The sequence below is a fragment of the Mesorhizobium sp. M0119 genome (assembly GCF_040322615.1).
Lineage (GTDB): Bacteria > Pseudomonadota > Alphaproteobacteria > Rhizobiales > Rhizobiaceae > Mesorhizobium.
The window spans coordinates 130,293-155,415 of sequence record NZ_JAMYTU010000006.1 but is presented as its reverse complement, the minus strand read 5'-3'; the positions used below and the strand labels follow the sequence as shown (position 1 = coordinate 155,415).

The 25,123-nt window shown below is 62.7% G+C and carries 25 protein-coding genes; 4 read left to right on the top strand and 21 right to left on the bottom strand.

Annotated features, from left to right (window positions below; translation table 11 throughout):
- Positions 1 to 69 precede the first annotated feature (69 nt).
- The 4 genes from NKJ40_RS08590 to glmM all read right to left on the bottom strand — a co-directional run bounded on the left by NKJ40_RS08590 (position 70) and on the right by glmM (position 4,816).
- Positions 70 to 1,245: a phosphoserine transaminase gene (locus NKJ40_RS08590; RefSeq protein ID WP_352465711.1), complete on the bottom strand. Its 1,176-nt coding sequence runs from the start codon at positions 1,243 to 1,245 to the stop codon at positions 70 to 72.
- Between the two features lie 182 nt (positions 1,246 to 1,427).
- A complete protein-coding gene (locus NKJ40_RS08585) occupies positions 1,428 to 2,177 on the bottom strand; it encodes an outer membrane protein (RefSeq protein WP_352450819.1) in 750 nt (249 codons plus the stop codon).
- A 232-nt stretch (positions 2,178 to 2,409) separates the two neighbouring features.
- Positions 2,410 to 3,237: an outer membrane protein gene (locus NKJ40_RS08580; protein WP_352465710.1), complete on the bottom strand. Its 828-nt coding sequence runs from the start codon at positions 3,235 to 3,237 to the stop codon at positions 2,410 to 2,412.
- Between the two features lie 226 nt (positions 3,238 to 3,463).
- The gene (gene glmM / locus NKJ40_RS08575; protein ID WP_352454889.1) at positions 3,464 to 4,816 is read right to left on the bottom strand and encodes a phosphoglucosamine mutase; all 1,353 of its coding nucleotides are present in this window, start codon (positions 4,814 to 4,816) and stop codon (positions 3,464 to 3,466) included.
- Between the two features lie 874 nt (positions 4,817 to 5,690).
- Between glmM and NKJ40_RS08570 the strand changes: the two genes are divergently transcribed.
- Positions 5,691 to 6,353, top strand: coding sequence for a hypothetical protein (locus tag NKJ40_RS08570; RefSeq protein WP_352621115.1), 663 nt, complete (start codon positions 5,691 to 5,693; stop codon positions 6,351 to 6,353).
- A 584-nt stretch (positions 6,354 to 6,937) separates the two neighbouring features.
- Here the strand turns inward: NKJ40_RS08570 and ftsH are convergent.
- The 15 genes from ftsH to rcdA all read right to left on the bottom strand — a co-directional run bounded on the left by ftsH (position 6,938) and on the right by rcdA (position 20,796).
- Positions 6,938 to 8,863: an ATP-dependent zinc metalloprotease FtsH gene (gene ftsH, locus NKJ40_RS08565; protein WP_023677989.1), complete on the bottom strand. Its 1,926-nt coding sequence runs from the start codon at positions 8,861 to 8,863 to the stop codon at positions 6,938 to 6,940.
- A gap of 105 nt (positions 8,864 to 8,968) precedes the next feature.
- Positions 8,969 to 10,462: a tRNA lysidine(34) synthetase TilS gene (gene tilS, locus NKJ40_RS08560; RefSeq protein ID WP_352465708.1), complete on the bottom strand. Its 1,494-nt coding sequence runs from the start codon at positions 10,460 to 10,462 to the stop codon at positions 8,969 to 8,971.
- Positions 10,463 to 10,516: 54 nt separating this feature from the next.
- A complete protein-coding gene (gene ybgF, locus NKJ40_RS08555; RefSeq protein ID WP_352465707.1) occupies positions 10,517 to 11,623 on the bottom strand; it encodes a tol-pal system protein YbgF in 1,107 nt (368 codons plus the stop codon).
- A gap of 187 nt (positions 11,624 to 11,810) precedes the next feature.
- On the bottom strand, positions 11,811 to 12,317 hold the full coding sequence (gene pal / locus NKJ40_RS08550) for a peptidoglycan-associated lipoprotein Pal (protein ID WP_352465706.1): 507 nt from the start codon (positions 12,315 to 12,317) through the stop codon (positions 11,811 to 11,813).
- Positions 12,318 to 12,614: 297 nt separating this feature from the next.
- Positions 12,615 to 13,898: a Tol-Pal system beta propeller repeat protein TolB gene (gene tolB / locus NKJ40_RS08545; RefSeq protein ID WP_502903695.1), complete on the bottom strand. Its 1,284-nt coding sequence runs from the start codon at positions 13,896 to 13,898 to the stop codon at positions 12,615 to 12,617.
- Positions 13,899 to 13,965: 67 nt separating this feature from the next.
- Complete coding sequence (gene tolA / locus NKJ40_RS08540; RefSeq protein WP_352465705.1) at positions 13,966 to 15,123, bottom strand: cell envelope integrity protein TolA; 1,158 nt, start codon at positions 15,121 to 15,123, stop codon at positions 13,966 to 13,968.
- Positions 15,124 to 15,130: 7 nt separating this feature from the next.
- Positions 15,131 to 15,589 (bottom strand): protein TolR, encoded by a 459-nt coding sequence (tolR, locus tag NKJ40_RS08535; protein WP_352465704.1) that lies wholly within the window; start codon positions 15,587 to 15,589, stop codon positions 15,131 to 15,133.
- 9 nt (positions 15,590 to 15,598) lie between these two features.
- On the bottom strand, positions 15,599 to 16,309 hold the full coding sequence (tolQ, locus tag NKJ40_RS08530; RefSeq protein WP_254816465.1) for a protein TolQ: 711 nt from the start codon (positions 16,307 to 16,309) through the stop codon (positions 15,599 to 15,601).
- Between the two features lie 297 nt (positions 16,310 to 16,606).
- Entirely contained in the window at positions 16,607 to 17,077 is a 471-nt protein-coding gene (ybgC, locus tag NKJ40_RS08525; RefSeq protein ID WP_352465703.1) for a tol-pal system-associated acyl-CoA thioesterase, read from the bottom strand.
- 148 nt (positions 17,078 to 17,225) lie between these two features.
- Positions 17,226 to 18,266 (bottom strand): Holliday junction branch migration DNA helicase RuvB, encoded by a 1,041-nt coding sequence (ruvB, locus tag NKJ40_RS08520; RefSeq protein WP_352465702.1) that lies wholly within the window; start codon positions 18,264 to 18,266, stop codon positions 17,226 to 17,228.
- Between the two features lie 43 nt (positions 18,267 to 18,309).
- The gene (gene ruvA, locus NKJ40_RS08515) at positions 18,310 to 18,930 is read right to left on the bottom strand and encodes a Holliday junction branch migration protein RuvA (RefSeq protein ID WP_352465701.1); all 621 of its coding nucleotides are present in this window, start codon (positions 18,928 to 18,930) and stop codon (positions 18,310 to 18,312) included.
- Between the two features lie 11 nt (positions 18,931 to 18,941).
- On the bottom strand, positions 18,942 to 19,355 hold the full coding sequence (locus NKJ40_RS08510) for a type II toxin-antitoxin system VapC family toxin (RefSeq protein ID WP_352465700.1): 414 nt from the start codon (positions 19,353 to 19,355) through the stop codon (positions 18,942 to 18,944).
- Between the two features lie 2 nt (positions 19,356 to 19,357).
- A complete protein-coding gene (locus NKJ40_RS08505) occupies positions 19,358 to 19,609 on the bottom strand; it encodes an AbrB/MazE/SpoVT family DNA-binding domain-containing protein (protein WP_352465699.1) in 252 nt (83 codons plus the stop codon).
- A 60-nt stretch (positions 19,610 to 19,669) separates the two neighbouring features.
- Positions 19,670 to 20,182, bottom strand: a complete 513-nt coding sequence (ruvC, locus tag NKJ40_RS08500; protein ID WP_352465698.1) for a crossover junction endodeoxyribonuclease RuvC — start codon at positions 20,180 to 20,182, stop codon at positions 19,670 to 19,672.
- Positions 20,183 to 20,268: 86 nt separating this feature from the next.
- Positions 20,269 to 20,796, bottom strand: a complete 528-nt coding sequence (gene rcdA, locus NKJ40_RS08495) for a protease adaptor protein RcdA (protein ID WP_352465697.1) — start codon at positions 20,794 to 20,796, stop codon at positions 20,269 to 20,271.
- Between the two features lie 577 nt (positions 20,797 to 21,373).
- Between rcdA and NKJ40_RS08490 the strand changes: the two genes are divergently transcribed.
- Positions 21,374 to 21,925, top strand: a complete 552-nt coding sequence (locus NKJ40_RS08490) for a DUF2269 family protein (protein WP_352465696.1) — start codon at positions 21,374 to 21,376, stop codon at positions 21,923 to 21,925.
- Between the two features lie 40 nt (positions 21,926 to 21,965).
- Here the strand turns inward: NKJ40_RS08490 and NKJ40_RS08485 are convergent, their stop codons facing one another.
- Together NKJ40_RS08485 and NKJ40_RS08480 are read right to left on the bottom strand one after the other, a co-directional pair.
- Positions 21,966 to 22,736 (bottom strand): sulfite exporter TauE/SafE family protein, encoded by a 771-nt coding sequence (locus NKJ40_RS08485; protein ID WP_352465695.1) that lies wholly within the window; start codon positions 22,734 to 22,736, stop codon positions 21,966 to 21,968.
- A 96-nt stretch (positions 22,737 to 22,832) separates the two neighbouring features.
- A complete protein-coding gene (locus tag NKJ40_RS08480) occupies positions 22,833 to 23,282 on the bottom strand; it encodes an Lrp/AsnC family transcriptional regulator (RefSeq protein ID WP_023678010.1) in 450 nt (149 codons plus the stop codon).
- Between the two features lie 132 nt (positions 23,283 to 23,414).
- Here NKJ40_RS08480 and NKJ40_RS08475 point away from each other — a divergent pair, with 132 nt between their 5' ends.
- Together NKJ40_RS08475 and NKJ40_RS08470 are read left to right on the top strand one after the other, a co-directional pair.
- On the top strand, positions 23,415 to 24,299 hold the full coding sequence (locus tag NKJ40_RS08475) for a DMT family transporter (protein ID WP_352465694.1): 885 nt from the start codon (positions 23,415 to 23,417) through the stop codon (positions 24,297 to 24,299).
- Between the two features lie 175 nt (positions 24,300 to 24,474).
- The gene (locus NKJ40_RS08470) at positions 24,475 to 25,122 is read left to right on the top strand and encodes a thiamine phosphate synthase (protein WP_352465693.1); all 648 of its coding nucleotides are present in this window, start codon (positions 24,475 to 24,477) and stop codon (positions 25,120 to 25,122) included.
- Position 25,123 lies beyond the last annotated feature (1 nt).

Genomic DNA, 25,123 nt, shown 5'->3' with positions numbered 1-25,123 from the left:
GGATCGTTGAGCGGGTGGAGGCGACCCCACCCGGCCCTTCGGGCCACCCTCCCCTCGAAGGGGGAGGGATCAGGCCGCCGCTTTGAGCGACGCCTTTTGCGCGGCAAAGGCCCAGTCGAGCCAGGGCAGCAGCGCTTCGAGATCGGAGGTCTCGACTGTCGCCCCGCACCAGATGCGCAGGCCGGGCGGTGCATCGCGGTAGGCGCCGATGTCGTAGGCGACGCCTTCCTTGTCGAGCACCGAGACAATTGCCTTGGCGAATGCAGCCTGTCCGTCGGCGTCGAGTGCAGCGACATCCGGATCGGTGAAGGAAAGGCAGACCGACGTGTTCGAACGCGTCGCCGGGTCTACGGCAAGATGGCCGAGCCAGGAAGATTTTCCGACAAAGCGATCGAGAACAGCGGCATTGGCATCCGCTCTGGTGACCAGCGCGTCGAGGCCGCCGATCGACTTCGCCCAACGCAGCGCGTCGAGATAGTCCTCGACGCACAGCATCGACGGCGTGTTGATCGTCTCGCCCTTGAAGATGCCTTCGATCAGCTTGCCCCCCGAGGTGAGACGGAAGATCTTCGGCAGCGGCCAGGCCGGTTTGTAGCTTTCCAGGCGTTCCACGGCGCGCGGGCTGAGGATCAGCATTCCGTGCGCGCCCTCACCGCCCAAGACCTTCTGCCAGGAGAAGGTGACGACGTCGAGCTTCTGAAAATCGAGCTTTTGCGCAAAGGCCGCCGAAGTGGTGTCGCAGATGGTCAGGCCCTTGCGTGTGGCCGGGATGAAGTCGCCGTTCGGCACGCGCACGCCCGACGTCGTGCCGTTCCAGGTGAAGACCACGTCGCGGTCGAAGTCGATTTTGGTCAGGTCGGGCAGTGCGCCGTAGTCAGCCTCTAACCTGCGCACATCGGCGAGCCTCAGCTGCTTGACCACATCGGTGACCCAGCCGGAGCCGAAGCTCTCCCAGGCCACCATGTCGACGCCGCGCTCGCCGAGCAGCGACCACAGCGCCATTTCGACCGCGCCGGTATCCGAGGCCGGCACGATGCCGATGCGGTAATCCGCCGGAACCTGGAGGATTTCCCGTGTCAGCTCGATCGCTTGTTCGAGCTTGGTCTTGCCGATCTTGGCACGGTGCGAGCGCCCGAGCGCGGCATTTTTGAGCGCCTCGACCGACCAGCCGGGGCGTTTTGCACAGGGACCTGAGGAAAAATTGGGATTTGCCGGACGGAATCCGGGCTTCGTATGCGTCGTCATCGTGGTCTATCCTTCCAGATAGTGGCCCCTCGTTGGGGAGGGGTGGCCCACGGACGGCGATATGCGTTCAGGCTTTCGGCGTCAAGGGGAAAGTTTTTGTCGCTGCCGGGATATTGCCGGCGACGAAACGTAAACGGCGGGCCTACGACCCGCCATTGTCAACGCCTCGGCTTCGATCGAGCCTACCAGAGATCGTAGCGTAGTCCGACTTTGACTTGATGATTGTTGATTCCTTTGCGGATCGGAAAGGAAGTCAGGCTCTCGGCAGTCACATATTCGGCGTCTGGCGCGGAAAAATACTGATAGCCCAGATCGACTGAGACGTTCTTGGACACTTGGTAGGCAAGGCCGGCATTCAGCGTGTAGGCGAAGGAGTATTGGGTCTTGTTGTCACGCAGGACGAAATCGTCGGTGGGGTCGGCGTTGTCGGTGAAGTAGCTCGCCGACAGGCGACGCTTGCTCTGCAGGATACCGACACCAGCGCCGAGATAAGGTGTGATTCCGACATAGGTCCCAAGATCGACATAGCCATTGAGTATGCCTGAGAAGGCATAGTTCTTCAGGGTCGCCGATGCCACGGTCGTTCCGTCGTTATAGCCGACGTCGATCTTGTTGCCGGGAAGATAGCCCACATTGAGATCGGCGCGCAGATAGTCGTTGAAATGGTAGCCGAAGCCGATGCTGGCGAAGATGGGATCTTCCTTTTCGTCGAAGCTCGCGGGTGTAAAGGCGAAATGCTCATCCTTGAAGCTCTTCTGCACCAGATAGGAGACATCGCCACGCAGATACCATCCCGAGCCAACCTCGACCGGTACATAGTCGGGCGCCTGGTCGACATAGACCGGCGGTTCGTAATCGGCGCCAAGCGCCGGCGTCAGCGGCACCAGGACGACTGCTGCAAGCGCCAGTGCTACAGGCGATTTGAATGTCATGGTCCTCGGCTCCCGAACTTGGCGCATTCGCGATCGCGCGCCGTTTCAGACAGCATTGTTAACCATAGTGGTTAAGTGCGGGTTAAGGATAACAAGGCGTTAGCAATTGATTTGATCCGCCTTCGCTCCTCGAGCCGGACGGTGTTACAGAGCGCCGCAGCATGTTTAGGCAGCCAAACGAAGCCGCCCGGCATCAGCCGGGCGGTCAACGAATTCCTCGATTTCGAAGCGACTACTTGGTGTAGACGGGCTCGGGTTCCGGAACATAAGGTTCCGGTTCAACGCAGTCCGATCTGCCGAACTGGTAGCGCAGGCCGCCGCGCACCTCATGAACATTGATGCCATTGTCATAGCCGGGGCCGACGCCGCTGCCGAAGTCGAACATCTTCCCACCGTTTATATGGCTGTAGCGGTAGCCGACGTCGAGTTTGACGCGATCGGTCAAACAGTAGGATGCGCCAACCATGGCAGCATAGGCAAAACGCCAGCCCTTGCCGCCGCGGTGGAAGAATTCACCGTCTTCATCGCTGTTGTGGAGTGTATCCCACTTAACCCAGGCGCCGCCGATGCCGGCGCCGACATAGGGCGTGATACCGTGCCATGTGCCGATATCGACATAGGCGTTGGCGAGCAGCAGCAGCGCGGTATAGGACGAGGTGTCGACCGAAGTACAAGGATCTCCATCAAGGCAGATGCCGCTGGTCGAGCCGCGGAAGGTGGATTTGCTCATCCAGTCCGCGGTCAAGTCGGTGCGGAAGTGCCGGTCGATTTGATAGCCAACGCCGGCACCGGCCGAGAAAGCACTCTTCAGCTTGCCGCTGTCAAAAGTGCCGGTTCCGGGAGGCGGTCCGTAGGTGATGTAGTCGCCACCACGAAACTTCGACCAGTGATAGTCGATGTCGCCACGGATATACCAGCCGCCAAAGTCGGCCGGCTGCTCGTAGGCAACCGGTGGCGGCGCCTCCTCGACGACGGGCGGCTCGACGAAATCGGCGGCGAATGCCGGCCCGGCGCCGGCAAACAGCGCGGCCAGGAGAGCCATTCTTGCTGTGTTGAACATGCTTATCACCCCTGAGAACCCTCGAACGGCGAACGCGCCCGAAATGTGATTGACTTCAGTTGTGGATAATGAATCGGAAAGGTTAAAAGGCGTTTAACCGTATTGATTAACCACGAATCTCTAAAAGTGGAGCAATCTGGCGGCCGTTGCTGCAGGCGGAGCTGGCCGCGACCCAATAAAAAAGCCCGCCGGCAAGGCGGGCTTTTGAACCGATGTTGGAGGGAGATCAGGCGGCGCTGCGCGTTTCCGAAATGACCTCGACGATGTCGTTGACCACGGACTCGACAAGCTGCGGGTCGTCGCCCTCCGCCATGACGCGGATGAGCGGCTCCGTGCCGGATGGCCGGATGACCAGGCGCCCGGCCTTGCCGAGGCGATTGCGCGCATCTTCGATCGCCGCCTTGACTGGCGCCTCCTCCAGCGGCTTGCCGCCGGAAATATGCACATTCTTCAAAAGCTGCGGCACCGGCTCGAATTTCTTCGACAGTTCGCTGACCGGCCGGTTATGCCGCTTGATGCAGGCGAGCACCTGGAGCGCCGAGACGAGGCCGTCGCCGGTAGTCGAGAAATCGGACAGCACGATGTGGCCCGACTGTTCGCCGCCGACATTGAGTCCATGGGCACGCATGTGCTCGACGACATAGCGGTCACCGACCTTGGTGCGATGCAACTGCAGGTTCATGTCGCCGAGGAAGCGTTCGAGGCCGAGATTGGACATCACCGTCGAGACGACGCCGCCGCCGGCCAGCCGTCCGTTCTGGTGCCAGGATTCGGCGATCAGTGCCATGATCTGGTCGCCATCGACGATCGCGCCGTTTTCATCGACGATGACGACGCGGTCGGCATCGCCGTCGAGCGCAATGCCGATATCGGCGCGCACCTCGTGCACCTTCTTTTGCAGGCCGGCCGGATGAGTCGAGCCGCATTCCTTGTTGATGTTGAAGCCGTTGGGCTCGACATTGATGGCAACGACCTCGGCGCCGAGTTCCCACAGCGCGTCGGGCGCCACCTTGTAGGCGGCGCCATTGGCGCAATCGACGACGATGCGCAGGCCCGACAGCGACATCGAGCGCGGCAGCGTGCGCTTGGCGAATTCGATATAGCGGTCATGCACGCCGTCGACGCGTTTGGCGCGGCCGAGCCCATCGGAATCGGCGAGCGCCAGTTCGATATCCTTGTCGAGCATCCCCTCGATACGCTCCTCGATCTCATCGGACAGCTTATAGCCATCGGGACCGAACAGCTTGATGCCGTTGTCGTAATAGGGATTGTGCGAGGCAGAGATCATCACCCCGATATCGGCGCGCAGCGAGCGCACCAGCATGGCAACAGCCGGCGTCGGAATCGGGCCGAGCAGGAAGACATCCATGCCGGCGGCGCACAGGCCGGATACCATCGCGTTCTCGATCATGTAGCCGGAAAGCCTGGTATCCTTGCCGAGCACGACGCGGTGGCGGTGGCTGCCGCGCTGGAAGGAGAGGCCGGCGGCCATGCCGACCCGCATGGCGACCTCCGCCGTCATTGGAAACTTGTTGGCGCGCCCACGAATGCCGTCCGTACCGAAATAATGTCCTGCCATGTTCGCCAGCTTCCCGATGGTTCTTTCCGGGCATCTCATGCCATAAAATGGCCCAAGCCCCGTCATCACATTGTATGATTATGGACGACCAATCCTTAGAAAATTATTGTTTTGTGTGTTTTGCGTCACGCTAGTGTGTTGATTTTCAAGTTCCGAGCCCTTGTTGCGGCAGCAGCATCAGAAACGTCAACTCAAACCTCATCTGGATCCTTTGGTCTGTGGCAGTGTGGCCTTGAACCCGAATCCGCATCGTGCTGCTCCAGACAGTGGTAGGCTCAGGTCCGCCGCACCCGCCGATTTGACTGGCTGTCATGCGACGCAGTGTCCTCGCTGGGAACCAGCCATATGCGCGCTCTCCGTGCAATGCACCCGGACGAACTTGGCCGGGAGACGGTCCCGGCAACGAATTCATCACCTTAAAGAAAAGAATGCACTTCTAAATTTGTCTCTACGCTACTTAGCATCTGGCGCAACCAGCCGTTGAGCGCTATTGCTGCACTGGGACATATCATGAACCGCCGTAGGGAGAAAACGCATGCTCATCCACCGACTTGCCACTTTGACGGGTCTTGCCGTCGCGACCTTATTCCTGGCGGCGCCTGCCAACGCGCTGACCATGGCCGAGTGCAGCACCAAGTATAACGCGGCCAAGGATGCGGGAACGCTTGGCGGGCAGAACTGGAACCAGTTCCGCAAGGCCCAATGCGGCACCGATGCCACCGCCGCTACAACCGAACCCGCGCCAGCCAAAGCCACGGCCAAGGCCGCCGACACGACCAAGGCAGCCGCCGCCGACGATGCGGCGCCGGGCCTGACGGCGAAGGAGTGCAGCACCAAATACCAGGCCGCCAAGGCTGCCGGCACGCTCAACGGCATGAAATGGAACGATTTCCGCAAGACCCAGTGCGCCGCCGGCGCGACGGCAGCCGCACAACCCGCCGCCACGACCAAAGCAGCGGCGGCCAGCAGCGATGACGCGGCGCCTGGGCTGACGGCCAAGGAATGCAGCACCAAATACCAGGCCGCCAAGGCTGCCGGCACGCTCAACGGCATGAAATGGAACGACTTCCGCAAGAGTGAATGCGCCGCCGGCGCAACTGCAGCCGCACAGCCTGCCGCGGCACCTGCCAAGGCGACGACAGCCGCCGCGACCGATACCGGCAAAGGCCTCAGCATGGCGGATTGCAGCGCCAAATATCAGGCTGCCAAGGCCGGCAACACGCTGAATGGCATGAAGTGGAACGACTTCCGCAAGAGCCAATGCGGCGCCGGCGCAGCCGACGACGACACCCTGCCGGCTCCCGATGCCAAGTACACCGGCGATCCGCAACCGCCGACCATCACCGCCCCCCAGGGCGTGAAATTCCCGACGGCGATCTCCAAGAAGTATGCAACCGAGACCCCGGCCAAGGGCCGCATGCACACCTGCCTCGACCTCTACTACGCCAACAAGGACGCCAACACGCTGGGCGGCCTCAGGTGGATCCAGAAAGGCGGCGGCTTCTACAGCCTCTGCAACGCCAAGCTGAAGAGCTGACCGGCGCCACCATCCGACGACATGAGCCCGCGAGCCGCAAGGTTCGCGGGCTTTTTTTGCTGCCGAACACGTGCGAGGAGCGCCATCCGCGCGCAAGCGGCGCCGCTGCCAATCTGCCCCTCGTGGGGGAGATGTCCGGCAGGACAGAGGGGCACTGTCCAGGGCCCTGTCCCGCCGACATCGATGGTCGCCAGCACGCGCGACGCTTGGTCGAAAAGGAGCCTGAAATAAAAAACCCGCCTCGGCGGGCGGGTCATCAGCGCCAATTGGCACCATACCTAAATTAGTAGCATAGCTGCCGGCACAAAGCAAGAACAAAATGTGGCGCCGCCGGCAAAAAATGCGAGCTTCATTCTCCGGCGCGCTTTGTCGATCTTCCCGAAATCGTCAACGAGGAGGATAGAAGGCCCCGTTCCTTCGCGCCCCTCTCTGTCCTGCCGGACATCTCCCCCACGAGGGGGGAGATTGGCCGTTATCGTCACTTTCGCCAATTTCCAGCGATGCAGGAAGGGTCGCATTCCCCAAGAGAAAACGCCGCGGTTAGAGCCGCGGCGTTTCGAAGTCGATCTGTCCTGGGCCGGAGCCTAGCTTGATGGCTGGGGTTCCATGCCGCCTTCGGGCTCGGGGCCCTTCTTGCGGCGGCCGGACTTCGGCACGGCCGAGCCGCGGCTCGGCGGCGTGTCGTCGCCAAGGTCGCGCGCGGGCTTATTGCCGGCGATCAGCTGCTTGATCTCCTCGCCGGACAGCGTCTCGTATTCGAGCAGGCCCTGCGCCAGCGCGATCCATTCCTTCTTTTTCTTGGTCAGGATGGACCTTGCCGTCGAATAGGCCTCGTCGATCAGCCGGCGCACTTCGGCGTCGATGATCTGCGCCGTCTCTTCCGAGATGTTCTGCGTGCGCGCCACCGAATGGCCGAGGAACACCTCCTCCTGGTTGTCGCCATAGGCGACATGGCCGAGCTTGTCGGAGAAGCCCCAGCGCGTCACCATGGCACGCGCCAGCTTGGTCGCCTGCTCGATATCGGAGGAGGCGCCGGAGGTGATGTTCTCCTTGCCGAATTTGAACTCCTCGGCGACACGGCCACCCATCATGATGGCGAGACGCGAGATCATGTATTTGTAGCTCATCGAATAGCGGTCGCCTTCCGGCAGCTGCATGACCATGCCGAGTGCCCGGCCGCGCGGGATGATGGTCGCCTTGTGCAGCGGATCGGCCGACGGCACGTTGAGCGCCAGGATGGCGTGGCCGGCCTCGTGATAGGCGGTCAGCTCCTTCTCGGCCTGCGTCATCGCGGACGAGCGGCGCTCGGCGCCCATCATGATCTTGTCCTTGGCGTCTTCGAATTCGGCCATGGTGACGAGGCGCTTGTTGCGCCGCGCCGCCATCAGGGCGGACTCGTTGACCAGGTTCATCAGGTCGGCGCCGGAAAAGCCCGGCGTGCCGCGCGCGATCACCTTGAGGTCGACATTGGGCGCCAGCGGTACGTTGCGCACATGCACCTTCAGGATCTTCTCGCGGCCGACGATGTCGGGGTTCGGCACCACCACCTGGCGATCGAAGCGGCCCGGCCTCAGCAGCGCCGGATCGAGCACGTCGGGCCGATTGGTGGCGGCGATCAGGATGATGCTTTCGTTGGATTCGAAGCCATCCATCTCGACCAGCAGCTGGTTCAGCGTCTGCTCGCGCTCGTCATTGCCGCCGCCGAGGCCGGCACCGCGATGGCGGCCGACCGCGTCGATTTCGTCGATGAAGATGATGCAAGGCGCGTTCTTCTTGGCCTGGTCGAACATGTCGCGGACGCGGCTTGCGCCGACGCCGACGAACATCTCGACGAAGTCCGAACCCGAAATGGTGAAGAACGGCACGTTGGCTTCACCGGCGACCGAGCGGGCGAGCAGCGTCTTGCCGGTTCCGGGAGGACCGACGAGCAGCACGCCGCGCGGGATCTTGCCGCCGAGCCGCTGGAATTTCTGCGGGTCGCGCAGGAACTCGACGATCTCTTCCAGATCTTCCTTGGCTTCGTCCACGCCGGCGACGTCCTGGAAGGTGACGCGGCCGTGCGCTTCGGTCAAAAGCTTGGCCTTCGACTTGCCGAAGCCCATGGCGCGGCCGGAACCGGACTGCATCTGGCGCATGAAGAATATCCAGACGCCGAGGATGAGGATCATCGGCAGCCAGGAGATCAGGGTGCCGAACAGCGAATTGGAGCCGTCGGATTCAGGACGCGCATTGATGGTGACGTTCTTGTCCTGCAGCCGCGAAACCAGCGACGGGTCCCCAGGCGAATAGGTCTGGAAGCCGTTGGAACTGTCCGTGTAGTTGCCGGAGATACGGGCGCCGGCAATGGTCACCGACTTGATCCGTCCCGCCGCGACTTCCTGCAGGAACTGCGAATAGGGGACATCGCTCGAGGCTCCACGCGTCTGCGGCGTCTGGAAAAGATTGAAGAGAGCGATGAGCAGGACCGCTATGATCGCCCAGAGCGCGAGGTTGCGATAATTCGGATTCATCAATTGTCCCGTTGGCGCCGCTGGGCGGACACGCGTCGTGAGAGGAAACTTGGCCCTAACATAGGGAGAGCGTCTCCCCTTGCCAAGCATAACAGCAGGTCTCGGTTAAGCTTTCGCCCGTGGTAGGCCGGCACTGTGGCCGCCAAATGGCGCGGCTGGAACCGGCGTCGCGCCAAGCAAGACGGCGACGGCATCGGCCGGCGCCAGATCGAAGGACAGAAGGAAACGGGCGAAGGGCGCGACTGCCGGATATGCGGCGACAGCCGCCGGCATCGGGCCTTCGCCAGGCAAACCCGGACCTTCCCCAGGCAGACCAAGGCATTCGCCATCCCGCCATAGCGCCGGCTCAGCGGCCAAGGCGGCACGTACAAGGCTTGCCGGCGTGCCACGCCCGGCAATTGCCCGCTTTGCGGCAAGAGCCGCCCCGAGCGGTGCCACCAACAGCGGTGCGATCAACAATGCACCTGAACTGTCGCCCAATGTGATCCGTCTGCGGCCGTCCCAAAGGGCATTGTCGGAAACCGCAACAGCGGGCGGCAGATCGCGCAATTCGCGATGCAGAAAGATGCCGGTACGCCGGGCATCGATCACGGTCCGCGACAATGTGGCACAAAGCGGCCCGGTGCGGAGCCGGTCAAAAAGGGCTTCGCTGCGGGCCTGGTCGGGAAGGAAGGCGGTGCCGCCGGTCGCCGCCAGCAAGATGCGCAGCGCATAAATAGCCGCCCGGCTGTCGGCCGCCGTCGCAAAATCCCGATCGATGCGGACGAGCCCGGCGGCCGGCCTGGAGGCCAAGCTGCGGATCAGCATGGCCGCGCGATGTCCTAACTGCTCACGCTCGACCGCCGCCTTTCTGGCCAGCGCCATCGCTTCAGCCACGCGAGGCGCACCATCGCCTTCGGCAAGTGCTGCGCGGACGCGCGGCCGCTCGAAAGCGATGTCGGCATTGGTCGGATCTTCGATCCAGGCAACCTGTTCACGCCGCAGGAATTCGCGCAGCGCCGCACGCCTTACGCCGAGCAGCGGCCGCACGATCCAGTGCCGCCACTCGTAGAGGGTTGCCGGCGCCATGCCGGCAAGGCCCCGCCCTTCGTCGCGCGGCCCGTCGTCGCTTTGCCCTTCATCACTTGGCCCTCCATCACTTGGCCCCCCATCACTTGCCCGTTCGTCACGCGCCCACTCTTCACGCGCTTGCCGCATCAGCACGGTCTCGGCCTGGTCGTCGGCGGTGTGGCCGGTCAGGATCAGGCCAATGCCTGCCGCTTCGGCGGCCTCGGCGAGCAGCCGGTATCGCGCCTCGCGCGCGGCGGCGGGCAGGCCAGTCGATGGTTTGTGCTCCGACCAGGCGAGGACGCGATGGGCAATGCCGCGTGCTGCGCACAGCCTGGCCACGGCTTGCGCTTCCGCTGCCGCTTGCGGCCGCAATTGGTGATCGATCGTCACCGCCAGCAATTTCGTTGCCGGCGCGGTACGGTCGAGATGGGCTTTGAGGAGGAGGAGAAGGGCGGTCGAGTCGCTGCCGCCGGACACGGCCGCAACAGCGCCGTTGGAAAAGTCGATCCGCGAAAAATCCGAAAGGTCAGGCTCGGTGTCGAGCGTCATGCATGTCGCCTAAAAGCAGGCCCGTTTTTGGGGCAACGACACGCAGCGGAAAAACTAGCACGCCGCGAGTGCCCTTTCCTGCTTGACCCGCTCCTTGAGCGCGCCGGAAATATCGGGGTAGCGCTTGCCGATCTCGCTGAAAGTGGCACAGGCCACGTCGCGCTGTTTCAGCCCGACCAGTGAAACGCCGAGCTTCAGCAGCATGTCGGGCGCCTTCTTGGCCTTGGGATAGTCCTTGCTGGCAGCGAGGAAAATCTCGGCCGCATCGCGGTATTTCTGCTGGCCGAGCAGCGATTCACCAAGCCAGTAATGCGCGTCCGCCGCCTTGGCGTCCCGGGGAAAACGGGCGATGTGATCGCGGAATCCCTGTTCGGCGGTGCTGTAGTCGCCCGACAGGATGAACTGGTAAGAGTTGCGGTAAAGCTCCTCCGGGTCGTTGGTCGAGGGGAGTGCCGCGACCACCGTGTCGTCGGATTTACCGGCCTTGTTGCCGGCTGCGCTGGCGCCGTTGGCTGGAGCCGTATTCTGCTCCGGCGCGTTCGCCTGCGCATTGCCGTCGGCTTCGACGACATTGCCGTTTTTGTCGACGGTGATGGTACCGAACGTCTTGGGCGGCGCGCCGGGGATCAGCTTGCCGGGATCGCCGTTGGGCGATTCGACGATGACGTCCTCGACGCTTTTGCCGCCGTCTGCTGCCTTGCCCGCATCGGCCGGAGCCGGCGTTGCCGGCGCCTCCGCCATGTTACTGTCGCTGTCGGGGGTTTCGCTGCTGGGTCCGGCGTCGGACTTCTTCTGCTCGGCCGGCTGCTGCGCGCCTTGACCGCCTTCCAGCTGCTGGAAGCGGAATTCGTTGTCTTCCTGCTGCTTGCGGATCTGCTCCTGCATCTGCAGGACCTGGAAATTGAGTTCCTCGATCTTGCCGTTCATCTGCCGGAGCTGTTCCTCCAGCGCCGGAGTGCCGGTGCCATCCTGTTGCGCGAATTGAACCTGATCCGGCTTTTTCTTTTCGCCGAAAATGCCGGGCAGTTTGATCGTCGGCAGATGGAAGGAAAAACCGCTTTCCGATGACTGCCCGGTGCCGTTTGCCCCGTCAGCAAGTGCCGCGATACTTGATACGAGCAGCAGCGCAAGCGTGCCGCTCAAGACCGATCTGAAATGCATGTGCCTCTCGCCGTGAAACCATTGTTGCGCGCCTCTCACTCGAAGTAGACCAGCCAACTGGGACTAGCCAGACGCTCTCGGCTCTTAACAGGACGTGAGACTTCGGCCAAATTTTGTTTGGAGCGAGCAGATATGAAAAAGGCGGCCCTTTGGCCGCCTTTCGCACCAAGTGTTGCATTTATGCCGATCAAGAACCGGCGCCGCCCAGCGTGGTAACGGCACGGCGGTTCTGCGACCAGCAGGAGATGTCGTCGCAAACCGCGACCGGACGCTCCTTGCCGTAGGAAATGGTCTTCAGGCGCTGCGCCGAAACGCCCTTGGCGACCAGGAAGTCGCGGGTGGCGGCAGCACGGCGGGCGCCGAGCGCCAGATTGTATTCGCGCGTGCCGCGCTCGTCGGCATGGCCTTCGATGACGATGGCGTACTGCTTGTACTGGTTCAGCCACTGCGCCTGGCGCGACAGCGTCGTCTGCGCATCGGCGCGGATCGAGGATGAATCGGTGTCGAAGAAGATGCGGTCGCCGATGTTGACGGTGAAGTCCTGGGCCGACCCGGGCGTTGCCGCACCGGCGCCGTTGAGGCCGAGATCGGCGGCGCTGTTCGGCGTCTTCTTCGAGGCGCAACCGGTAATCGCGAGCATCGCGACCAGCGCGATCATGAGCGGGTTTGTGGTAAGTGCTGCGATACGGCCCATGCCGCCTCTCCTTCGCAATTCGAGTGATTTCATTGATCGTCCAGTAACCACGTTTGGGTTAACCGACGCTCAAGAAACACGGTTAAAATTTGGTTTCGGCTGCCGTCCGCAGCCTTCGTTGCAGGGGGCGCCCCGAGGGTCATCCAAGGCTACACAATGAGCGCGGACCGTAGGCGGAAATGCGGCCAAAACGCGACCATCGGGTGAAAACAAGGCCGGAAACGGCGCTTTTCGGCCACCGTTGCCGACGTGCAACTGGGAGCAAAGGATGCTCGAATTGAACATCCTTGCCCGGAACTATTCCAGCAACGGCGACCAGGCCGGATCCGAGGCGAAGTTCGCCGTCGGGATAGATTGTTCGTTGCGGCCGGTGAGATCGACCGAAACAAGTTTTGGTCCACCATTGGAATCGCGGAAGAACATCAGCACCCTGCCGTTGGGCGCCCAGGTCGGCCCTTCCTGCTGAAAGCCGGTGGACAGGATGCGCTCACCCGAACCGTCGGTGCGCATGACGCCGATCTGGAATTCGCCGCCGGTCTGCTTGGTGAAGGCGATGAGGTCGCCCCGCGGCGACCACACCGGCGTCGAATAGACGCCGTCGCCGAAGGAGATGCGGGTCTGGCCCGAGCCGTCGGCGCCCATCACATAAATCTGCGCGCGGCCGCCGCGGTCCGAGGTGAACACCACCTTGCTGCCGTCAGGCGAGTAGGACGGTGAGGTGTCGATGGCGGCCGAATTGGTAAGCCTGGTCGTCGAGCGGCTTCTCAGATCCATGGCGAAGATGTTGGAATTGCCGTCGTCGCGTAGCAGGCTCATGATCACCTTCTGGCCGTCCGGCGAAAAGCGCGGCGCAAACGTCATGCCGGGGAAATTGCCGACCAGCTCGCGCTGCCCAGTCTCGATCTGCAAAAGGTACACCCGCGGCTGACCGCTCTCATAGGACATGTAGGTGATTTCCTGCCGGTTCGGCGAGAAGCGCGGTGTCAGCACGATCGATTTGCCGTTCGAGAGATAGCGGACGTTGGCGCCGTCCTGGTCCATGATGGCAAGCCGTTTCTTGCGCGCATTCTTGGCGCCGGACTCGTCGATGAAGACGACGCGCGTGTCGAAATAGCCCTTCTCGCCGGTCAGCCGCTCGTAGATGGCGTCGGCGATGATATGGGCGACGCGCCTGGTATTGGCGTCGTTGGCGAAGAACTGTTCCCCCGACATCTGCTGGCCGGCAAACGTGTCCCACAGCCGGTACTGGGCGCGGACACGGCCGTCAGCCTCCTTGCCGACACTGCCGGTGACCAGCGCCTGCGCATTGATCACCTTCCAGTCTTCGAAGCGCGGCGTGGCATCCGGGTTCGAGATCTTTTCGATGAAAGCGCTTTTGTCGATCGGCGCGAACAAGCCGGAGCGTTTCAGGTCGGCGCTGACGATGCCGGAAATCTCGGCGCCGAGCGCATCGCCGCCCTGGAAGTCCGTGATGGCGATCGGCAACGGCTCGACATTGCCCTTGTTGACGTTGAGCTCAACGAGCGCCCGCGCCGGCAAGGTGGCGGCGGCAGTCATGCCCAGCGCCATCGCTACGATCATCAGGAGCGGCTTGAGGATGGATTTCATGTCTTCTCGCTTCTCTTCGCTGACTCTGTGGGCGCAGGGCCTAAAGGCCGAGCATCTCCCTGGGGTCGAAAGTGACCCGAACGTCGGACCAGATGTCTTGCTTGCCCGCGGGAACCTGCAAGCCGGCCACATCGCATTTCTGAACCGCGCGCACTGCACTTTCGTCAAACGGGCGGTTTCCGCTCGACTTTTCAATACTCGGCCGGCCATCCAACTTGCCGGAGGCGTCGAGATTAAACCGGACCACGACGACGAAATTCTCCGAACCCTCGAGCCCTGCCGGAAGCGTCCAGCAACCACCAAGCTGGGCCTCCAATGCCCCCTGCTCCGATTTCGAAAGCTTCTGGCCCTGATCCTTCTCGCCGCCGAGCGATGACTGTTGGGTCGAGCGCTTGGCGCCGCCACCGGCCGGCTTCCGCTTGTCGAGCAGAGCCGAGATCTCGTCGGCGTTGAATTGCTTGTCGTCCGATTTCGGCCTGGACGAGGCTTCCTTGACCGGCTTGTCGGCGTCCTTGCGCTCCGGCGCCTTGGCGCTTTCGGCCTGGGCCGGCTGCGGCTTCGGCCGAGCCTCGGGTGCTGGCGCCGAGTCCGGAAGCTGCGCCTCTTCGGTTGGCGGTTGCTCGGCAATCGCCTCGGCGACGGCATCCGGCTTGACCTCGGGCTGTGGATCGATCGCGGCAGTCTTGTCCTGCGGCGGCGTGGGCGTCGGCTCCTTGGCCGGCGTCGGCTTGGGCTCGGTCTGCTTGACAGGCTCGGGCTTGACCTCTTCCTTCGGCTGCGGCACCGGCGCTACCTCCGTAGCGGGAATAGGCTTCGGCTCTTCCTTCGGCTTCGGCACGTCCTCGGGCTTGGGCTTTTCGACCGGCGTCGGCGCGGGTGGCGGAGCCGCCGTCATATCGACTGGCTGGGGCTTGGGCTCAGGTGTCGGGGGCTTGTCGGTGTCGACGCTGTTATCGCCGACTTTCTGGGCATCGGGAACGATGTCGGGACGCTGCGTCGGCAGCGGCGCCGGCTTGTCGTGCATCACAGACTTCTTGTCGCCTTGCAGGACCTGCGCCGTCGCTTCCATCGGCACGATCTCGACCGACACCGATTCCGCATCGGACGCAGGCATCGCGGGCGGCGAGGACAACGTGAACAGCCCGAAGGCAATCGCCACCGTATGCAAGATCACCGATGTGGTGAGGCCGGTCCTCATCTTGCGTCTACTGATCCTGTTCCTGCAGTGAAACCAGGCCGATATTCTTGTAGCCAGCAGCCGAGATGCGGGCCATCACCTTCATGGCAGTGCCATAGTCGGTGGACTTGTCACCCCTGATGAAAATGCGCTCGTCATAGCCGGTCTTCGAGATCGCCTGCAGCTTTGCCACCAACTCCTCGATCGGGATCTCGGTTTCCTGCAGGTAGATCTGACCGGCCGGGTTGATGGACACGGTTATAGGCTGCGTATCGGCGTTCATCGCTTTGGCCTGGGTATCCGGCAGGTCGATCGGCACGCCGACCGTCAGCAACGGCGCCGCGACCATGAAGATGATCAACAGCACCAGCATCACGTCGACCATCGGCGTGACGTTGATCTCCGATATCAAGGCGTGATGGCGGCCGCGCCGCCTGTGGCCGCGCCCGCCACGTCCTCCGCCACCTGCGCTTACGGACATTCCCATGATCGTTCCTCAGGCCTTCTGCGCGACTTTTTCATCGATTTGGCGCGAGAGTATGGCGGAGAACTCATCCGCGAAGCCTTCCATGCGCACCGCGATCTTGCTCGCGTCCGACGACAGCTTGTTATAGGCGATGACGGCCGGGATGGCGGCGAGCAGGCCGATGGCCGTCGCCAGCAGCGCTTCGGCGATGCCGGGCGCGACCACCGACAGGCTGGTATTCTTCGAGGCGGCGATCGCCTGGAACGAGGTCATGATGCCGATAACCGTGCCGAACAGGCCGATGAAGGGCGCCGCCGAGCCGGTGGTGGCGAGGAAGCCGAGCCGCCCTTCCAGCTTTTCCATTTCGCGGGTCAACGCCAGGTCCATCGCCTTGTCGATGCGGGTCTGCAGGCCGAGCGGCGATTTCGCGCCCTTCTCGAAGCTTTTCTTCCATTCGCGCATGGCGGCGACGAAGATCGCGCTCATGCCGGTCGTCTTGCGGTCGGCGAGCGTGCGGTAAAGTTCTTCCAGCGACTGTCCCGACCAGAACACCTGTTCGAAGCGGTTGAGCGCCAGCCGCATGCGGGCATAGGCGACGAGCTTGTCGACGATGATCGCCCAGGTCCAGATCGAGGCGCAGAGCAACCCGATCATGACCAGCTTGACCACCCAACCGGCCTGCATGAACAAGGCCCAAATCGATAAATGCGCGCCCGGTTCGGCGAGAGCGATGTTTTCCATGTTACGTCCTTAAAGATTTTCCGGGCGTGGCTGGCGGCTGGCCCATGGGCATCCCTTGTGGTCCGTTCGCGTTAGGCTTGCGGAATAACCCCAAATGCACCGTTGGCGGCCTTTTCGGGGCAAATATTGGTGAAAGGAAGGCGCTTGGATTCTCCCAATCTTAACCAATCCCTTCATGGACCGTTATGGTTAAGGATGGGTTAGGACGTACAGCGCGGCGCATTGCCGCGCCCGGACGAGCCGCCCGGCGATCGTAGCCCCTAACCGGGAGCTCCGGGATCGTCCGCCTCTGAACCCTTATTTGCGCGTTCTGGGCATGAAGGCTGCCACCCAATCCTTGGGAAAGCGCCGCGGCCGGCCGTTCTCGCCAACGATCGCCGCTTCGACCCGCGCCTCGACCAGCACCTCGCTGCCGCGTTTCAACTGCTGCGCCATGACGATGCGCGCGCCGGAAATCTCGTCGGTGCGCGTATCGATGGTCAGGATGTCGTCCATGCGGGCCGAACCGCGGAAATTGATCTCCATGCGCCGCACCACCCAGACTATTTTCTCGCCATGCTTGCCGTCGGCAAGCTCGGTGTGGTGGACGCCGGTGAGCCGCAGATAATCGGAACGGCCGCGCTCGAAGAACTCGAGATAGCGGGCGTGGTAGACGACGCCGGAAAAATCGGTATCGGCATAATAGACCCGCGCCATCAATCGATGGCCGAATTCCGTCAGCGCGCCGGAAAGCCCGGCGGACAATGCCGATTCACCATGATCGTCCATTGCGCTGTCCTTTTGGTCCCGACGAGCATCTGTTTTGCCACCACCTGTTTTGCGCATAGACCGGCGATGATCAAGACCTGGAGGACAAGGCTGTTTTCGGTGGCGGCTTTGCTGTTTCCTGGAACTGCCGGCACCGAAGCCGCAAGCGCTACGGCTCTTCCTGGAACAGGCTGATCTGCTGCTGCGCCAGGTCCTTCGGCGCGTCGAGGCCGAGATGCCGCCAGGCATTGGCCGCCAGCACGCGGCCGCGCGGGGTGCGCATGATGAAGCCTTGCTGGATCAGAAAGGGCTCGATGATGTCCTCGATGGCGTCGCGTGGCTCGGAAAGCCCGGCAGCGATTGTCTCGATGCCGACCGGCCCGCCGCCGAAATTCCGGGCGATCATCGACAGATAGCGGCGGTCGAGCGCGTCGAGGCCGAGCCCGTCGACCTCCAGCCGCGTCAGCGCCTCGTCGGCGATCTTGCGGTCGACATGGCCGTCGCCGGCAACGCTGGCAAAGTCGCGCACCCGGCGCAACAGCCGGCCGGCGATGCGCGGCGTGCCGCGCGCCCGCCGGGCGATCTCCAAAGCACCGTCGTCGCCGAGCGGCATGGCAAGGATGCGGGCGCCGCGCCGCACGATCTGCTCGAGTTCCTCGACGGAATAGAAATTGAGCCGCACCGGAATGCCAAAGCGGTCGCGCAGCGGGTTGGTCAACAGGCCGAGCCGGGTGGTGGCGGCGACGAGGGTGAAGCGGGCCAGGTCGATCTTGACCGAGCGCGCCGCTGGCCCCTCGCCGATGATCAGGTCGAGCTGGAAATCCTCCATCGCCGGATAGAGGATTTCCTCGACCGCCGGGTTGAGCCGGTGGATCTCGTCGATGAACAGCACGTCGCGGTCTTCGAGGTTGGTCAGCAGCGCCGCGAGATCGCCGGCCTTGGCGATGACCGGACCCGAGGTCGAGCGGAAATTGACGCCGAGCTCGCGCGCCATGATCTGCGCCAGCGTCGTCTTGCCGAGGCCGGGCGGCCCGACGAACAGCACATGGTCGAGCGCTTCGCTGCGCCCCTTGGCGGCTTCGATGAACACTTTGAGATTGGCCCGCACCGCAGCCTGGCCGACGAAGTCGCCGAGCGTCTGCGGCCGCAAGCTCTGCTCGGCGTCCTCGCCGCGTTTGTCGGGAGCAATGAGGCGTGGCGAAAGGCTCATGCCGCCTTCCTTGCATATGGCAAGGGACCGGACAAGCGAGGTCTCACCGTGCCAGCTCCTTCAGCCCGAAGCGGATCAGCTTCGAGGCGTCCGCCTCTTCGCCTGCCGTCTTCAGCGCCGCCGCCACCGCATTGGCGGCCGTGTCGCGCGAATAGCCGAGATTGACCAGCGCCGAGACGGCGTCGGTGATCGGCGCCGAAGCAACGCCTTCGCCGAGTTCCTGCTTCAGGCCGATGGTGCCCGAGGCAGTGCCCGCATAGGCCGGCGCCTTGTTCTTCAATTCGGTGACGATGCGCTCGGCGACTTTCTTGCCGACGCCAGGCGCGCGGCTGACCATGGCGATATCGCGCAGCGCAATCGCATTGGCGAGATCGGCCGGTGCCAGCGTCGACAGGATGGCCAGCGCCACCTTGGCACCTACGCCCTGCACATTGTTCATCAACAGCCGGAACCACTCGCGTTCCAGCACCGACTGGAATCCATAGAGCCGCAGCATGTCCTCGCGCACATAGGTCTCGATGAACAGCACCACCGCCTCGCCCGGCTGCGGCAATGCCGCAAGCGTGCGCGCCGAACAATAGGCGACATAGCCGACGCCATGCACGTCGACGATGCAGAAATCCTCGTCGATCTCGTCCAGCGTGCCCCTGAGTTTGCCAATCATGCCAGAGCTTCTTACGGGTGAGTATCGGGCGCGATGAGCTCGACGTCGCGAAAGTACTTTCTGAAACCTGCCGGATCGCGAGTAAGGATAGGATAGCCTCGGATGGCGGCGTGAGCTCCTATCAGGAAGTCGGGCATGACCTTCTCTCGTGGCCCGCCCAGCCGGCGATAGATCGAAAATGCTCTCGACGCCGCAAAGGCCGCTTCGAACGGGAGCCCTTCGCGCCGGAACTCGTTTTCGGGCAAGACGCCATCGACGTCGTCGATCGACTCATAGCGCATCGAAAACTCGGCATAAATAATCTGATTAATGATCAGGCTGCCTCGCTTAAGCGCAGCCCCCATTTTCGACCGCGACCATTTCAACCAGACGGGATCGCGAACGGCGACATCGATAAGCACATTGGTGTCGACAAGCGTCGCCAAGATCAGCGGTCCCGTGTCAAAGCCATGACGTCATCCGCATTCATTGACTGATCGCCGCTACCCTCAAGCCGATCGAGCGCAGCGAGAAAACGATCGAGCCTTTCGCGATCGGCCAGCCGTCCTCTGTGGTGCCTGGGCGTGATCGTGATCTTCCCGCCTTCAATGCCGAAAATAACTTCGCTATTGGCATCAATCCCGAACGTCTCGCGCAGATCGCGCGGAATGGTCACCTGGCCTTTGCTCGTCACACGCATGGAACGCTCCTTTCTTACAAGTAAGGAATATTCCAACCTTAAGAACAAGTCAAGAACAACTTATCCGGCCAGTGCCGCCATCCTGTAGGCGATGCTCTGCCGGTGATGCGCGTGACAGATGGCGATAGCCAGCGCGTCGGCGGCGTCATCGCTGTCGAAAGTCGCCTTCGGCATCAGCACCTTGACCATCATGTGGATCTGCTTCTTGTCGCCATGGCCGACACCGATCACCGCCTTTTTGACAGCGTTTGGCGCATATTCGGCAACGACAAGCCCGGCACGCGCCGGCACCAGCATGGCGATGCCGCGTGCCTGGCCGAGTTTCAGCGTCGCAGCGGCGTCCTTGTTGACGAAGGTCTGCTCGACCGCCGCCTCATGCGGCATCGCAGCATGCAGGATCTCGGCGAGCCCGTCATGCAATTGGCAAAGACGCACCGCCAGCGCCGCTCTGTCGTCGGACCGCACGGTGCCGGAAGCGACGAAGCGCAGTGAATTGCCGAGGCTTTCGACGATGCCCCAGCCGGTGCGCCTAAGCCCCGGATCGATGCCGATGATGCGAATCGCTTCCCCCATCCGCCAAGTTTACCTCCGACGGACAGCGATGCCAGCGAAATGTGAACAAACCAGAAACAGGCTCTGGCAGTGCCCCGAGCAACCTGTCAGCCGCGGGCGAAAGCCGTGTTCAGCAGCGTGATCTGGTCTGAGACCGGATTGACGCGACGGCTCGACAGCGGCACCTCGGCGAGGCCGCCATAGATCTCCTCGTCCATGCGGCGCACCAGCGCCTGAAGGCGCAGCGAGCGGTTGACGAGGTCGACGAAATCCGTCGGCAGCTCGGCCCAGCCGGGCGCCTCCTCGTGCGCGGAGGCGGTGTCGAGACGCACCTTGGATTTTTCGGAAGCCACCTGATCGCGGGTCATCTCGCCGGAATTCGCCGCCCGCTGCAAAAGCAGCCACGAGGCGACCTGCATCAGCCTGGTAGTCAGCCGCATCGATTCGGCCGCATAAAGCGTCGCCGTCAGCCTCGACAGCTTCTTGGCCTCGGCGCGGCCCTTGCCGTCGAGATATTCGGCCGCCTGCTCGACCAGGCCCATGCCTTCCTGATAGAGCGGCTTGAAGGATTGGGAGAAAACCCGGCGCTCCGCCAGCTTGATGGTTTTCGCGCTCGCCTTCGAAGGCTCGTTCATCGCTACGCCCCTGCACTTGCCTGACAGCCGGCCGATTCGGCTCTTGGCCGCCATATCCGGCAGCCTAAACGACTGAAGCTTGAAAATGCGCTTCGCTGCCAGCGAAGGCAAGCACATGTTTAACAAACGGTTAACGGCCGCATTTAGCCGGAAGGACGCCCATGCCGGCGCACAAAAAAAGAGCCGCGGATAAGGCGGCTCTCAGGAGTTTAACAGGGAGGCGTCAAACAAAGTGGCTCCAACCACTCGGTAAGAATCCAGATCACTGGATGGACATAGTAAACGCCTGTAAAGCTTAACAAAGCCTTAACGCGGGGCATATTTTTCGATCAAGCGCCCAGCATCTGTGCCGTAACAGCACAGCTGATTGGCCACGGCGCCGTTCACACCACCGGCTGGAAAATGGGGGCGACGCTCGCCATGGTTTCCTCCAGATCGTGACCGGCTTACCGAAACAAAACGGCACTGCGCGCGACATCGTTCCGAAACAGGCGCCGCGCTAAACGCCCGTTCCTCGCAACGAGGCGGAGCAAACCTTGCGCTCCGGCAATCATCAAAATCTCTCAAGGAGCGAACAATGGACTGGTACTCGGCCGTTAAATTTCTGCACATCGTCTCGGCGATCCTCTGGGTTGGCGGGGGCTTCACGCTGATGCTGCTTGCGGTACGCGCCGACCGTGCTGGAAACGTCGAAGGCATGTTGCAGGCGATGCGCGCCACCGGCGAGCTCGGCAACCGGTTCTTCGCGCCGATGTCGATGCTGACATTGCTCTTCGGCCTCATCATGTGCGGCTTTTGGGTCGGCTTTTCCGATCTGTGGGTGCTGATCGGCCTTGCCGGTTATGCGACGACCTTCTGCATCGGCATGTTCGTCTTCAAGCCGACTGCCGACCGCATGGCAGGCATGATCGCCAAGGATGGCGTGACGCCGGCAGTGCTTGCCCAGGGCCAGCGCGTCCTCAATGCCGCGCGCTTCGACTATTCGGTGATGCTGGTGATCATCGCGGACATGGTGCTGAAGCCGACGCTGCACGACATCACCATTCTTGGCTGCATGGCGTTCGTGCTGGCAACCGGCGCCGCGCTCGCGCTTGGCAGGACGCGGCCGCTGCTGCCGAGTGCCGCCTGAGGTTTAAGGAATCCGGCGGCGGCCGACAGGGGCCGCCGTCTTACAGATGGCCGGCGATGCCGTCCCACAGAAGCTTGATCGCGACGACCGCCACGGTCGCATAGGTAAAGGGATAGAACAGTTCCGGCCGCATCCGCCGCACCAGCCAGGCGCCGGCGATTGTCGACAGCGGCGCCAGTGGCATCAGCACCGCCGACGCGGTCAAATTGGTGGTGTCGAACTGGCCGAGCGCGAAATAGGGGATGAGCTTCAGCGCATTGGTGACCGCGAAGAAGATCGCCGCGGTGCCCGACAGCACCTTCGGATCGAGCCTGATCGGCAAGGCGTAGACCTGAAAAGGCGGGCCGCCGACATGGGCGACGAAGCTGGTGAACCCGGCAACAGTACCCCAGAAGCCGGCTGCGACGCGGTTGGGCTCCGCCGCGTGGCCGGCACCGTGGCGGAGTTGCAAATAGAGCCAGCGCAGCACGAAGATCAAGGCAACCGCGCCGACGATCAGCCGCACCATCTCTTCGGTTACGAGTGCCGCCGTCAGCCAGCCAAGGGCGATGCCGATCACGGCGCCGGGCATCATGTCGGCCAGCATCTTGCGGTCGAAAATGCCCCACCATGTCCACACCGAGACAATGTCCATCAGGCACAGAATTGGCAGAAGGATTGCGGCAGCCTGAACCGGCGGCATGGTCAGCGCCATCAATGGCACACCGATAAAGCCGACGGCGCCGCCGAAGCCGCCTTTCGACAGGCCGACGAGGATGACGGCCGGAATGGCCGCGGCATAGAACCAGGGATCGACGAGCAGGCCTGACATGAGGGGGAAAGGAGGCTGGAGGAAAGGTAACTCTGGAATAGACCAGAAATGATCTGACCGCGACCGCAAACATGTGGGCCACGCCACCGAAACCCGTCACATGTTTGGCATGTCGAGCGGCGGCGGGCGTCTCCGGATCGGCTGCGCCTTGATGATGGCGGTGCTGGTTTCGGCCTTGTCGGCGATGCGGTCGAGAATCCCATCGAGCTCGCCGATCGAGCGGACGAACAGCCGCGCAACGAAGCAGTCATCGCCCGTCACCTTGTCGCATTCGCCGAATTCGGGGATTTCCTCGATCAGCTTCTGGACGATGTGCAGCTTGCCCGGCAATGGCCGGATGCGAACGATCGCCTGCAAGGCGTAGCCGAGCGCCTGCGGATCGATGTCGATGGTGAACGCGCGAATGACGCCGCGATCCTCAAGCCGCCGAAGCCGCTCCGAAACGCTTGGCGACGACAACCCAACCTGCAGCGCCAGTTCCTTTAGCGAGGTCCGTGAATCCTTGACCAGGATATCGAGAAGCTTTCTGTCGAGCTCGTCCAGCATTTTACAATTCCAATAAAAAGCCGATGTTTACCTAATTAAATTAGGTTCATTCTGCATATCACCAGCTACAAGTCATGGAAAGGCCTGATCCGCTGTGGGATTATAAAATCTCAACGGGTTTCAGGAGCATCCATGGACAACACGGTACGCGGCACGATCGAAATGACGGCGGCGATGGCGATCCTCGGCACGATCGGCTGGTTCGTCGTCCTTTCCGGCCAACCCATCATGGACGTGGTGTTCTGGCGCTGTGCCTTCGGTGCGGTAACGCTGCTGATCATCTGCGCGGCGCTGGGACTGCTGCGCGGCAGACTGTCGCTTCGCATTGTCGCGATCGCGGCTCTCGGCGGTGCTGCCATCGTCATCAACTGGCTGCTGCTGTTCAGCGCGTTTTCGCGTGCCTCGATCTCGATCGCCACGGCTGTCTACAATACGCAGCCCTTCATGCTTGTGGGTTTTGGCGCGCTCTTCTTCTCCGAACGGCTGACGATGACCAAGCTGACCTGGCTCGGCATCGCCTTCGCCGGCATGCTGCTGATCGTGCAGGCCGCGCCCGATGCAGGCGATCATGGTACCGATTACTTTACCGGCATTGCGATGGCGCTGGCCGCGGCTTTCTTCTGGGCCGTTGCGGCTATCGTCACCAAGAAACTCAAAGGCACGCCGCCGCATCTGATCGCCCTGATCCAGGTCTGCGTCGGTGTCGTCATGCTGGCACCCTTCGCCAATCTCACCCACCTTCCCGTCGATGCGCGGAGCTGGGTCATGCTGGCGACACTCGGCATCGTCCATACCGGTCTGATGTATATCCTCATGTACGGCGCCATCCAGAAGCTGCCGACGCATCTGCAGGGATCGCTGTCCTTCATCTACCCCGTCGTCGCCATCCTGGTCGATGTCGTCGCTTTCGGCCATCGGCTGCAGCCGGCGCAGATCGTCGGCGCCGCTGCCATCCTGGTCGCCGCCGCCGGCATGAATCTCGGCTGGTCGCTGTGGAAATCGAAGGTGCCTGCGTAGGCCGCAAGCGACCAGGCGAGGAGAATTTCGGCCAACGGCAGCCATGCTGCCGAGCCCCATGGAATCGTTGACGGCAATCGTGATCCCCCTGCCGCCTGTTCAATCCCCGCACTTTGCTCTATGCCGCAATGCAACCATCTTCGCCCGGCATAGGCGATAACCGGGATCGAATTCAATGAATGACGCAACGCCGCCCAACCGCTGCCGTATCGTGCTGATCGCGCCGCCGAACGTGCCGGCCGCGCGCATCGCCGCGGCCTTCGACGGCGGTGACGTCGCCTCGCTCATCCTGCCGGAAAACGGTATGGACGAGGCCTCTTTCCAGGCCTTTGCCGAACAGATCGTGCCGGTGGCGCAAGCGGCCGGCATTGCCGTCATCATTGCCGGCGACACCCGCACCGCCGGCCGCGTCCGGGCCGACGGCATCCATGTCGAGGTCGGCAAGGACGAGCTCGCCGAAACGATCGAACATTTCCAGGCCAGGATGATGGTCGGCACCGGCGGTGCCAAGACCCGCGACGATGCGCTGGAACTCGGCGAGGTCAGGCCCGATTACATTTTCTTCGGCCGCTTCGGCTACGACAACAAGCCTGACCCGCACCCCCGCAACCTGTCGCTCGGGCAATGGTGGGCGGACGTCATCCAGATCCCTTGCATCGTCATGGCCGGATCCGATTTTGCCTCGGTGGAAGCTGTCGCCGCCACCGGCGCCGAATTCGTTGCGCTGTCCAGCGCCGTCTTCGCCGACGGCGTCGATCCGAAGATGGCGGTTGCCGCCGCCAACGCGCTGCTCGACGAAACCGCGCCGCGCTTCGAGGACTGAC

Coding starts and splice junctions, on each gene's coding strand:
- NKJ40_RS08590 (WP_352465711.1), bottom strand. CDS start 1,245: ATGACGACGCATACGAAGCCCGGATTCCGTCCGGCAAATCCCAATTTT.
- NKJ40_RS08585 (WP_352450819.1), bottom strand. CDS start 2,177: ATGACATTCAAATCGCCTGTAGCACTGGCGCTTGCAGCAGTCGTCCTG.
- NKJ40_RS08580 (WP_352465710.1), bottom strand. CDS start 3,237: ATGTTCAACACAGCAAGAATGGCTCTCCTGGCCGCGCTGTTTGCCGGC.
- glmM (WP_352454889.1), bottom strand. CDS start 4,816: ATGGCAGGACATTATTTCGGTACGGACGGCATTCGTGGGCGCGCCAAC.
- NKJ40_RS08570 (WP_352621115.1), top strand. CDS start 5,691: ATGAAATGGAACGATTTCCGCAAGACCCAGTGCGCCGCCGGCGCGACG.
- ftsH (WP_023677989.1), bottom strand. CDS start 8,863: ATGAATCCGAATTATCGCAACCTCGCGCTCTGGGCGATCATAGCGGTC.
- tilS (WP_352465708.1), bottom strand. CDS start 10,462: ATGACGCTCGACACCGAGCCTGACCTTTCGGATTTTTCGCGGATCGAC.
- ybgF (WP_352465707.1), bottom strand. CDS start 11,623: ATGCATTTCAGATCGGTCTTGAGCGGCACGCTTGCGCTGCTGCTCGTA.
- pal (WP_352465706.1), bottom strand. CDS start 12,317: ATGGGCCGTATCGCAGCACTTACCACAAACCCGCTCATGATCGCGCTG.
- tolB (WP_502903695.1), bottom strand. CDS start 13,898: ATGATCGTAGCGATGGCGCTGGGCATGACTGCCGCCGCCACCTTGCCG.
- tolA (WP_352465705.1), bottom strand. CDS start 15,123: ATGAGGACCGGCCTCACCACATCGGTGATCTTGCATACGGTGGCGATT.
- tolR (WP_352465704.1), bottom strand. CDS start 15,589: ATGGGAATGTCCGTAAGCGCAGGTGGCGGAGGACGTGGCGGGCGCGGC.
- tolQ (WP_254816465.1), bottom strand. CDS start 16,309: ATGGAAAACATCGCTCTCGCCGAACCGGGCGCGCATTTATCGATTTGG.
- ybgC (WP_352465703.1), bottom strand. CDS start 17,077: ATGGACGATCATGGTGAATCGGCATTGTCCGCCGGGCTTTCCGGCGCG.
- ruvB (WP_352465702.1), bottom strand. CDS start 18,266: ATGAGCCTTTCGCCACGCCTCATTGCTCCCGACAAACGCGGCGAGGAC.
- ruvA (WP_352465701.1), bottom strand. CDS start 18,930: ATGATTGGCAAACTCAGGGGCACGCTGGACGAGATCGACGAGGATTTC.
- NKJ40_RS08505 (WP_352465699.1), bottom strand. CDS start 19,609: ATGCGTGTGACGAGCAAAGGCCAGGTGACCATTCCGCGCGATCTGCGC.
- ruvC (WP_352465698.1), bottom strand. CDS start 20,182: ATGGGGGAAGCGATTCGCATCATCGGCATCGATCCGGGGCTTAGGCGC.
- rcdA (WP_352465697.1), bottom strand. CDS start 20,796: ATGAACGAGCCTTCGAAGGCGAGCGCGAAAACCATCAAGCTGGCGGAG.
- NKJ40_RS08490 (WP_352465696.1), top strand. CDS start 21,374: ATGGACTGGTACTCGGCCGTTAAATTTCTGCACATCGTCTCGGCGATC.
- NKJ40_RS08485 (WP_352465695.1), bottom strand. CDS start 22,736: ATGTCAGGCCTGCTCGTCGATCCCTGGTTCTATGCCGCGGCCATTCCG.
- NKJ40_RS08480 (WP_023678010.1), bottom strand. CDS start 23,282: ATGCTGGACGAGCTCGACAGAAAGCTTCTCGATATCCTGGTCAAGGAT.
- NKJ40_RS08475 (WP_352465694.1), top strand. CDS start 23,415: ATGGACAACACGGTACGCGGCACGATCGAAATGACGGCGGCGATGGCG.
- NKJ40_RS08470 (WP_352465693.1), top strand. CDS start 24,475: ATGAATGACGCAACGCCGCCCAACCGCTGCCGTATCGTGCTGATCGCG.